This is a genomic window from Pseudomonas sp. Pseusp97, from assembly GCF_047304025.1.
Classification (GTDB): Bacteria; Pseudomonadota; Gammaproteobacteria; order Pseudomonadales; family Pseudomonadaceae; genus Pseudomonas.
Genome location: NZ_JBGLYK010000225.1, coordinates 1 through 8,808 on the forward strand (window position 1 = coordinate 1; position 8,808 = coordinate 8,808).

Below are 8,808 nucleotides of genomic sequence, written 5' to 3' on the forward strand. Positions count from 1 at the left end.
GCTCCCGCCTCTTCAGCGCCGACGGCAGAGTCTGCCGCGGAGCCGACCTCGGACTGAGGCCGTTGCCAGGGCTGTCGGCGGATCGATGACTGGGTGAAAGGCCCACCGCGAGCAGCGCGGTGGGCCGGATGGGTCAGCCTGCAGCGTCATGTGGCCGGCTGCCTTTCATCATCCGCGCCAGGAGCGTCAGGCCTTCCGTCACGTCCTCGAAGGACGGGCCACCCAGGCAGAGGCGGATGCCCGACGCCGGGTCGCCCGGGTCGACCATCACCGATTCGGGCGGCGTCACGCGGATGCCCACCGAGGCGGCGGCCGCCGCAAGGCGATCGGCAGCCTCGCGCGGCATCGGCAGCCAGAGGTGGTAGGCATCCGGATGCGCGACGAGTTCGTCCGTGCCCAGGAGAGAAACCGCCAGGCTCGACCGGCGACGCGCTTCATGGCGCAGGTCCTGCGGAATGGAGGCGATGACGCCGCTGGCCAACCACTCCTCGACCACGGCGCAGGAGAGCGGCGACGGCGCCATGGGGACATCCCGCAGGATGTCCTGCGCCTCGGCGGTCATTTCCGCCGGCAGTGCAAGCATGCCGATCCTCAATCCGGGGCCGATCGACTTGGACAATCCATTGACATGCAATACCCGCTCGGGAGCCAGCTCGACGAGCGCCGGCGTCGTGGGCGGCCCCAGAGCGTAGACGCCATCCTCGATGATCCAGGCCCCAGCCTTCCGGCACACTTCGACTATCGCCTGTCGGCGTGCCAAGCCCATGGTGGCGGTGGTCGGGTTGTGCAACGTCGGGGTGAGGTAGACCGCCCTGTTTTCGCCTGACGCGACGCCGTCCAGTGCCTCGGCCAGCGCCTCTGGCAGCATTCCCTGCGCGTCCAGCGCGATGCCCTGCATGCGATAGCCCTTGCGCCGCGCCAGCGCGATTGCGCCGGGATAGGTGACTCTCTCGGTCAGGATCACGCCATGCGGGCCGCACGCGAGGTCGAAGGCCAGCGAGATGGCCTGGCGGGCATTGCTGGTGAGCGCCAGGTTCGAAGGCTCGACCGTGACACCGAGCGTCTCGAGCCAACGGGCCAGCAGGCGCCGATGCTCCAGGTGGCCGGAGGGCGGCGAATAGAGATTCAGATGGTCCGCATCGATCTTGCGCGCGACCCCGGCCAGGGTGCGCGCCAGCAGGCGAGCCGAGAGCATCGCCGGCGGCACGTTGGCGGAGAGGTCGATCACCCGCTCCTCATGGGCCTGACGGATCGCCACGAACATGCCGCGGCCCTTGACGCTGCGCACCAGTCCCCGCCGTTCGAGGGCGGCATAGGCCTTGGTCACCGTCCCCAGGCCGACCTCCAGCTGCCAGGCAAGATCGCGATGGGCGGGCAAGCGGTCGCCGCCCTGCAATCGCCCTTCGATGATGTCGTCGGCCAGTGCCAGTACCAGCCGCTCGGCGGCGCTCGCATCGATGTCCGCAAGGCGCGGCGTCCACGGCGATTGAAGAAGCATGCTCAGCGTCCAGGAATATTAATAGTGTCGCGTGACACTATTTAAATAGATCAAAAGTGTAACGTGCATTAGGGTGATTGGCGACTTTCAAGCGTTTCACCACTGCCCCGCAGCGACGACGGGGCAACGGAGGCCAGATGTTCAGCCATGTCACCGTTGGCGCGCAGGATCTCGAGCGGGCCGGCCGCTTCTATGATGCCATCCTCCTGCCGCTCGGCCTGACGCGCCGCGCCGTTACGCCCGATGGCGGTCCCCCTGCGCTTTGCTGGGTGACGGCGACTGCCCCACTGCCCCGCTTCTATGTCTACCTCCCGCGTAACGGCGAGCCATCGACGGCGGGCAACGGCTGCATGGTGGCCTTTCTCGCCGCCTCGGAAGCGGCTGTGGCAGCCGCCTATACGGCCGGCCTTGCCGCTGGCGGGACGGACGAGGGCGCGCCGGGGCCCCGCCCGCACTATGGCGCCGGCTATTTCGGCGCCTATCTGCGCGACCCCGAGGGGAACAAGGTCCACATCGTCCATCGCGCAGATCTGCAGCCATGACCAGGCCATCCCGCGCCATCGCCCGGAGCGGCTTGCCGACGCCAGCGCAGGCTACCCGGAGGATGCTCCCATGATCGGCAGCACCGTCGCCCTCGCCTTCGGCTCCTACTTCCTGGCCGCAGCGAGTCCGGGCCCGAGCAACATGGCAATCATGGCCACCGCCATGCGCGATGGACGCCTCCCCGCCCTCGTCCTCGCCTGCGGCGTCATGACGGGCTCGCTCGCGTGGGCAGTGCTGGCCGCCACCGGCATCTCCACCTTGCTGGCCACCTATGCCAAGGCGCTCGTCGTCATCAGGATGCTTGGCGGCCTTTACCTGCTCTACCTGGCGATGCGCGCCGGCCGCTGCGCCCTGCAAGCGACCCCGGACGTGACCCGTGCCGATGCGGCGCGGACGCCGCCACGTTTCCTGTCGCTGTACCGCCAAGGCGCCCTCATGCACATCAGCAACCCCAAGGCGATCATGTCGTGGGTGGCGATCATGTCCCTGGGCCTGCGGGAAGACGCCCCCGCCGGGACGCTGCCGGCAATCATCGGCGGCTGCGCGGTGCTCGGGATCGGCATATTCGGCGGCTACGCCATCCTCTTCTCGACGGCCCGGATGATTGCTGTCTATTCCAGGCTCGGCCGCTGGATCCAGGGGCTCTTCGCGGCGCTGTTCAGCGTCGCGGGAATGAAGCTTCTGGTAGCGCCGGGCTGAGGCCGCCAGTCCGAAACCTTCCCATACCGTCCCCCAGCAAGGAGCAGTGTCGTGACCCGTGAATTTCAGATGATCGATGTTTTTGGCACCGGGCCGCTGTCCGGCAACCCGCTGGCGGTCGTGCTGGGTGCCGATGGGCTCACGACCGACGAAATGCAGCGCCTGACGCGCTGGCTAAACCTGTCGGAGACCACCTTCCTGCTGTCGCCCACGCGGCCGGAGGCAGACTACCGGGTGCGGATATTCTCGCTGGACAGGGAGTTGCCGTTCGCCGGCCACCCTACCCTGGGCAGTTGCCATGCCTGGCTTGCCTCCGGGCGGAGGCCGATGAACGAGACGGAAATCATCCAGGAGTGCGGCGTTGGGCTGGTGAGCATTCGCCATCAGCCGGGGCTGCTGTCCTTTCGCGCGCCATCGCTGCTGCGCGCCGGCCCGCCCTCGCAGGAGGAGTTGAACGAAGCCATCGAGTTGCTCGGGATCCAGGCGCAGGAGGTTGTCGATGCCGCCTGGGTCGACAACGGTCCCGGCTGGCTGGGGATCAGGCTGGCTTCGGCGGACAAGGTGCTTGCCCTCAATCCGCAACGGCACTGGCCGCGCAGGATCGACATCGGCGTGATCGGGGCGCATTCCCAAGGCGATGCCGCTTTCGAGGTTCGTGCATTCTTCAACAACCACCTGGGGACCATCGTCGAAGACCCGGTCACGGGAAGCCTCAACGCCTCGCTGGCGCAATGGTTGTTCTCCAGCGGCGTGGTCGACGAGTCCTACATCGCCGCCCAGGGAACACGACTCGGCCTTCAGGGGCGCGTTCATGTGTCATGCGACGCCGCGGGTCAATTGTGGATCGGCGGAAGGACCCACACCCAGGTGACCGGCCGACTTCAGGGCCTCCCGTAGAGGTCGGGCCGTGGCGAATCACAAGGCGACCCGGGCAAGCACCCTGGGCCGCCGTCATCAACGTGTCGCTGACACTCAAGCAAGGACCAGCAAGCATGCTTTCGGCTCCGCCAGGCCCACCTGACTCCAGGGCAACCCCACGCCCCGCCGCTGCCCCGACACCCGCCACGGACACCTTGAAAATGCTGGTGCGCTACAAGGCGTGGGCGAACGGACTGACCTTCGACAGCGTGATGAACCTGCCCGAGGGCGAAGCCCTCCGCCCCCGGCAGACGCGCTTCGGCAACATGGTGCACACGCTGAACCACGTGTACGTCATCGACGATATCTTCAGGCACCACCTGCAAGGCAGGAAGCATTCCTACACGGCCCGCAACACCGAACACACGCCGCCACTGGACGACCTCTGGGAGGCGGTTCAGTCGATGGACCGCTGGTACATCGATCTGGTCGACTCCTGGACCGCCGAGGACCTGTACAGGGTGGTGGACTTCGAGTTCGTCGGCGGCGGCAAAGGCGCCATGACCCAGGAAGCGATCGTCCTGCACCTGGTCAATCACGCCACCTATCACCGCGGGTTCGTCGGCGACATGCTGTATCAGGCCGCCGTTACGCCACCCTCGAATGACCTTCCTGTCTTCCTCCGGAGTCGTTCAGGCAGAACCTGAGCGAGAACGTCCCCGCCTGCAGTTCTACGCACAAGGCGCTGGGCTGTGGCTTGGGAAGCCAACCGGCAGCAACTCCGCGTCCAGGCTACTTGCACCTTACATATGGAAATCCGTATATTTGATTTTCCATATGTAAGGTGCCGCCATGATCACACCACCCGAAGTCTTCAAGAGCCTGGGCGACGAGACCCGCGCTCGCGCCACCCTGCTCATCGCCAGCCTGGGCGAGCTGTGCGTCTGCGAGCTGATGTGCGCGCTGGACGACAGCCAGCCGAAGATCAGCCGCCACCTGGCGCAACTGCGCAGCAGCGGCCTGCTGCTGGATCGCCGCCAGGGCCAGTGGGTGTACTACCGCCTCAATCCCGATCTGCCTGCGTGGGTGCACGAGATGCTGCAGGTCACCCTGCAGGCCAACGCCCAATGGCTGGCCGACAACACCCTCCGCCTGCAGAACATGGACGGCCGCCCCGTCCGTGACGCCGCCTGCTGCTGATCCTTTCCAAGCGAGTCCTCCATGCTGGTCGCCATAGCTGTCTTCGTCTTCACCCTCGTCCTGGTCATCTGGCAACCCAAGGGGCTCGGCGTCGGTTGGAGTGCTGCGCTGGGCGCGATCATCGCCCTGGCCGCCGGCGCTGTTTCGCTGCACGACATCCCGACCGTGTGGGCGATTGTCTGGAACGCCACCGCCACCTTCATCGCCGTCATCATCATCAGCCTGCTGCTGGATGAGGCCGGGTTCTTCGAGTGGGCCGCGTTGCACGTTGCGCGCTGGGCGAATGGCAGCGGCTACCGGCTGTTCGCCTTCTGCATCCTGCTCGGCGCTGCGGTCTCGGCGCTGTTCGCCAACGATGGCGCGGCGCTGATCCTCACACCCATCGTCATGTCCATGCTGCTCGCCCTGCGCTTCTCCCCCGCCGCGACCCTGGCCTTCGTCATGGCCGCAGGTTTCATCGCTGATACCGCGAGCCTGCCGCTGGTGGTCTCCAACCTGGTGAACATCGTCTCGGCCGACTACTTCGGCCTGGGCTTCGCCGAGTACGCCTCGGTGATGGTGCCGGTGAACCTCGCCAGCGTCGCCGCCACCCTGCTGGTGCTGTTCCTGTTCTTCCGCCGCGATATCCCGAGGCAATACGCAGTCGATGCGCTGAAGGAGCCGAAGGCGGCCATCCATGATCGCGCCACCTTCATCGTCGGCTGGTGGACGCTGCTGGTGTTGCTGGTCGGCCTGTTCGCCCTGGAGCCGCTGGGCATCCCGGTCAGCGCCGTGGCCGCAGTCTGCGCCGCCATCCTGTTTGCCGTTGCCGCTCGCGGGCACCGCATCTCCACCCGTCGCGTACTGCGCGAAGCGCCCTGGCAGGTGGTGATCTTCTCCCTCGGCATGTACCTGGTGGTGTACGGCCTGAAGAACGCCGGCCTCACGGACTTCCTCACCCACCTGCTCGACCGTCTTGCCGGACAGGGCCTGTGGAGCGCCGCCATCGGCACCGGCCTGCTCTCGGCGCTGCTGTCGTCGGTGATGAACAACATGCCCAGCGTGCTAGTCGGTGCGCTGTCGATCCAGGGCAGCAGCGCGGAAGGCCTGGTACGCGAGGCGATGATCTACGCCAACGTCATCGGCTGCGACCTCGGCCCGAAGATCACCCCCATCGGCAGCCTCGCGACCCTGCTCTGGCTGCATGTGCTGGAGCGCAAGGGCATGCGCATCACCTGGGGTTACTACTTCAAGGTCGGCATCCTGCTGACCCTGCCCGTCCTGCTGATCACCCTTTCGGCCCTGGCGCTGCGCCTGAGCCTCTGAAGTCCGCGTCGAGCGGAGGAGACCTCCATGCGAGTCCTGTTCATGTGCACGGCCAACAGTTGCCGCAGCATCCTTTCCGAAGCGCTGTTCAACCACCTGGCGCCGGAAGGCTTCGAGGCGGTCAGCTCCGGCAGCTTCCCCAAGGGCCAGGTGCTGCCGCGCAGCCTCACCACCCTGCAGCAGGCCGGTATCTCCATCGAAGGCCTGAGCAGCAAGGGTAACGACGCCTTCGAAGGCAATCCGCCGGACATCGTCATCACCGTCTGCGACAAGGCCGCCGGCGAAGCCTGCCCGGTGTACTTCGGCCCGGCGCTGGAGTCCCACTGGGGGCTGGAAGACCCATCCGATGTGGTGAGTGATGAGCCCGCCATCGACGCCGCCTTCCGCGCCACGCTGGCCCGCATCGAGCTGCGCTGCCGTGCCTTCTTCGCCCTTCCCTTCGACACCCTCGGCCGCGACGAACTCAAGCGCGAGCTGGATCGCATCGACGCGCTCTGAACAGGAGGAATCATGTCCGAGCAATTGCCCAACCACGACCTTTCGTTGTTCGACCTGCCGCCAGCGGCAACCCGTACCAGCGAGCACAAGCCGCGCATCCTGCTGCTGTACGGATCGACCCGCGAACGCTCCTTCAGCCGCCTGCTGGTGGAGGAAGCCGCGCGCCTGCTGCAGCACTTCGGCGCCGAGACGCGCGTCTTCAATCCCTCTGGCCTGCCGCTACCTGACGACGTACCGGTGGAGCATCCCAAGGTGCAGGAGCTACGCGATCTGGTGCAGTGGTCGGAAGGCCAGGTCTGGTGCTCGCCGGAGCGCCACGGCGCAATGTCCGCCGTGTTCAAGGCGCAGATCGACTGGATTCCCCTGGCGCTCGGCGCCGTACGCCCGACCCAGGGCAAGACGCTGGCGGTGATGCAGGTCTGCGGCGGCTCGCAGTCGTTCAACGTGGTCAACCAGCTGCGCGTGCTCGGCCGCTGGATGCGCATGTTCACCATCCCCAACCAGTCCTCGGTACCCAAGGCTTACCTGGAGTTCGACGACGCGGGACGCATGAAGCCCTCCGCGTACTACGATCGCGTGGTGGACGTCATGGATGAACTGGTGAAGTTCACCCTGCTGCTGCGCGATCGCCAGGAGTTCCTGGTGGATCGCTATTCGGAGCGCAAGGAAAGTGCCGAGCAGCTTTCCGCCCGCGTCAATCAGCGCTCGATCTGAGGCCGCCATGACAATCGAAATCAGAGAAGCCCGCCCCGAGGACGCTGCAGCCATCCGGGCGATCTACGCCCCAATCGTCACCGGCACGGCGATCTCCTTCGAGGAAGTGCCGCCGACCGTGGAGCAGATGCGCGATCGCATCGTCACGACCCTGCAGACCTACCCGTACCTGGTCGCGGAGCGCGATGGCCGCCTGGTTGGCTACGCCTACGCCAGTCAGCACCGGGCGCGTGCTGCGTACCGCTGGGCGGTGGATGTCACCGTCTACATAGCGGACGGCGAACGTCGCTCCGGGGTTGGCCGCAGCCTCTATGCCGAGCTGCTTCCCCTACTCGCCAGGCAGGGGTTCAACGCAGCCTATGCCGGCATTGCCCTGCCCAACGCTGGAAGCGTCGGCTTGCACGAGCGGCTGGGCTTCCGGCACATCGGCACCTTCCCGCAGGTCGGCTTCAAGCTGGGCCAGTGGCACGACGTGGGCTACTGGCGCCTGGAGCTGGGTGCGCCGATCAGCTCGCCCCGGGATCCTCGCCCATACCCGCAGATCACCTGAATGCCCGCTAGCGGCGCTCGTCGTCCCGGCCCAGCGCCAGCAGGATACCGACCGCCGCCGCTACCGTTACCCCGACCAGCAGGGGACTGGGCGAGTGGCCCTGTTGCCGTTTCCACCCGCCGTGCACCTGGCGAGTCCCGCTCGGCGGGGCGAAGAGGTTGCCCGTGGAATTGGCGCTGCGCGGCATGCGTTCGATAGCGCGTGCGGTGCCCCAGCCCATGAGCCGCGAAAAGCCCGGCGTGAACAACCGCGCCAGGCGCAGCAGGTGCGCCGCTCCGCCCACCGTCCTGCTGGGTTGCGGATTGAGCGCCAGGTCGACCATGGCGGCGGCGACCTGCTCGGGATCGTAGCGAGGAGGCGGCGGCGCGAGCTCATGCCCGGTGAAGTTGGCGCCATCGCGAAATCCGGGAGTATCGATGACCGCCGGATAGACATCGCAGACATGGATGCGCGGCCACTGGAGCAGTTCCCCCCGCAGCGCCTCGGTGAAGCCGACCAGGCCGAACTTCGCCGCCGAATAGGCGGCCGCGTATGGCTGGGCAACCCAGCTGCCCACCGACAACGTGTTGATCAGCACCCCGCTGCCGCGCTGCTTGAAATGCGGCATGACGGCGCGAGCGCCGCGCACGTAGCCCAGCAGGTCGGTCTGGATCACCTGCTCGTGGACTTCCAGCGGCGTCTCCTCGAATGTCCCGACGCTGCCGACGCCGGCGTTGTTGACCCAGACGTCGATGCCGCCGGTCAGTTGCACCGCATGCTCCGCCAGCTGCATCACCGACTCGCCCTGGGTCACGTCCGTCGGCACCACCCAGGCCTCGCCGCCCGCTTCACGGCATTGGCTGGCGACCTCCTGGCAGGCGGCCTCGTCCCGTGCGCCCAGCTCTCTCCACCGTGCAGAGGTCGCCGGGTGGCCTGTTGGCTGGCTCGGGCGACGAACCGCCAT

Annotated in this window: 11 protein-coding genes; 9 read left to right on the forward strand and 2 right to left on the reverse strand. The window is 66.9% G+C overall.

Annotated elements, in window-relative coordinates:
- Positions 1-133: 133 nt before the first annotated feature.
- Positions 134-1,498, reverse strand: a complete 1,365-nt coding sequence (locus ACCC94_RS24940; protein WP_413352300.1) for a PLP-dependent aminotransferase family protein — start codon at positions 1,496-1,498, stop codon at positions 134-136.
- Positions 1,499-1,635: 137 nt separating this feature from the next.
- Between ACCC94_RS24940 and ACCC94_RS24945 the strand changes: the two genes are divergently transcribed.
- The 9 genes from ACCC94_RS24945 to ACCC94_RS24985 all read left to right on the forward strand — a co-directional run bounded on the left by ACCC94_RS24945 (position 1,636) and on the right by ACCC94_RS24985 (position 7,865).
- Complete coding sequence (locus ACCC94_RS24945) at positions 1,636-2,040, forward strand: VOC family protein (protein WP_413352301.1); 405 nt, start codon at positions 1,636-1,638, stop codon at positions 2,038-2,040.
- 70 nt (positions 2,041-2,110) lie between these two features.
- On the forward strand, positions 2,111-2,740 hold the full coding sequence (locus ACCC94_RS24950; RefSeq protein WP_413352302.1) for a LysE family translocator: 630 nt from the start codon (positions 2,111-2,113) through the stop codon (positions 2,738-2,740).
- A 69-nt stretch (positions 2,741-2,809) separates the two neighbouring features.
- On the forward strand, positions 2,810-3,637 hold the full coding sequence (locus tag ACCC94_RS24955; protein WP_413352312.1) for a PhzF family phenazine biosynthesis protein: 828 nt from the start codon (positions 2,810-2,812) through the stop codon (positions 3,635-3,637).
- Between the two features lie 182 nt (positions 3,638-3,819).
- Positions 3,820-4,305: a DinB family protein gene (locus tag ACCC94_RS24960; protein WP_413352303.1), complete on the forward strand. Its 486-nt coding sequence runs from the start codon at positions 3,820-3,822 to the stop codon at positions 4,303-4,305.
- A gap of 145 nt (positions 4,306-4,450) precedes the next feature.
- A complete protein-coding gene (locus ACCC94_RS24965) occupies positions 4,451-4,798 on the forward strand; it encodes a metalloregulator ArsR/SmtB family transcription factor (RefSeq protein WP_413352304.1) in 348 nt (115 codons plus the stop codon).
- 21 nt (positions 4,799-4,819) lie between these two features.
- The gene (locus ACCC94_RS24970; RefSeq protein ID WP_413352305.1) at positions 4,820-6,103 is read left to right on the forward strand and encodes an arsenic transporter; all 1,284 of its coding nucleotides are present in this window, start codon (positions 4,820-4,822) and stop codon (positions 6,101-6,103) included.
- A 27-nt stretch (positions 6,104-6,130) separates the two neighbouring features.
- A complete protein-coding gene (locus ACCC94_RS24975) occupies positions 6,131-6,601 on the forward strand; it encodes an arsenate reductase ArsC (RefSeq protein WP_413352306.1) in 471 nt (156 codons plus the stop codon).
- Positions 6,602-6,613: 12 nt separating this feature from the next.
- Positions 6,614-7,315, forward strand: coding sequence for an arsenical resistance protein ArsH (gene arsH, locus ACCC94_RS24980; protein ID WP_413352307.1), 702 nt, complete (start codon positions 6,614-6,616; stop codon positions 7,313-7,315).
- A gap of 7 nt (positions 7,316-7,322) precedes the next feature.
- Positions 7,323-7,865, forward strand: coding sequence for an arsinothricin resistance N-acetyltransferase ArsN1 family B (locus tag ACCC94_RS24985; protein WP_413352309.1), 543 nt, complete (start codon positions 7,323-7,325; stop codon positions 7,863-7,865).
- Between the two features lie 7 nt (positions 7,866-7,872).
- Here ACCC94_RS24985 and ACCC94_RS24990 read toward each other — a convergent pair whose 3' ends face one another.
- Positions 7,873-8,808, reverse strand: coding sequence for an SDR family oxidoreductase (locus ACCC94_RS24990; protein WP_413352310.1), 936 nt, complete (start codon positions 8,806-8,808; stop codon positions 7,873-7,875).

What these genes read in the sequence shown, in the direction of transcription:
- ACCC94_RS24940 (WP_413352300.1), bottom strand. Translation starts at nt 1,498, where the DNA reads ATGCTTCTTCAATCGCCGTGGACGCCGCGCCTTGCGGACATCGATGCG.
- ACCC94_RS24945 (WP_413352301.1), top strand. Translation starts at nt 1,636, where the DNA reads ATGTTCAGCCATGTCACCGTTGGCGCGCAGGATCTCGAGCGGGCCGGC.
- ACCC94_RS24950 (WP_413352302.1), top strand. Translation starts at nt 2,111, where the DNA reads ATGATCGGCAGCACCGTCGCCCTCGCCTTCGGCTCCTACTTCCTGGCC.
- ACCC94_RS24955 (WP_413352312.1), top strand. Translation starts at nt 2,810, where the DNA reads ATGATCGATGTTTTTGGCACCGGGCCGCTGTCCGGCAACCCGCTGGCG.
- ACCC94_RS24960 (WP_413352303.1), top strand. Translation starts at nt 3,820, where the DNA reads ATGCTGGTGCGCTACAAGGCGTGGGCGAACGGACTGACCTTCGACAGC.
- ACCC94_RS24965 (WP_413352304.1), top strand. Translation starts at nt 4,451, where the DNA reads ATGATCACACCACCCGAAGTCTTCAAGAGCCTGGGCGACGAGACCCGC.
- ACCC94_RS24970 (WP_413352305.1), top strand. Translation starts at nt 4,820, where the DNA reads ATGCTGGTCGCCATAGCTGTCTTCGTCTTCACCCTCGTCCTGGTCATC.
- ACCC94_RS24975 (WP_413352306.1), top strand. Translation starts at nt 6,131, where the DNA reads ATGCGAGTCCTGTTCATGTGCACGGCCAACAGTTGCCGCAGCATCCTT.
- arsH (WP_413352307.1), top strand. Translation starts at nt 6,614, where the DNA reads ATGTCCGAGCAATTGCCCAACCACGACCTTTCGTTGTTCGACCTGCCG.
- ACCC94_RS24985 (WP_413352309.1), top strand. Translation starts at nt 7,323, where the DNA reads ATGACAATCGAAATCAGAGAAGCCCGCCCCGAGGACGCTGCAGCCATC.
- ACCC94_RS24990 (WP_413352310.1), bottom strand. Translation starts at nt 8,808, where the DNA reads ATGGCGGTTCGTCGCCCGAGCCAGCCAACAGGCCACCCGGCGACCTCT.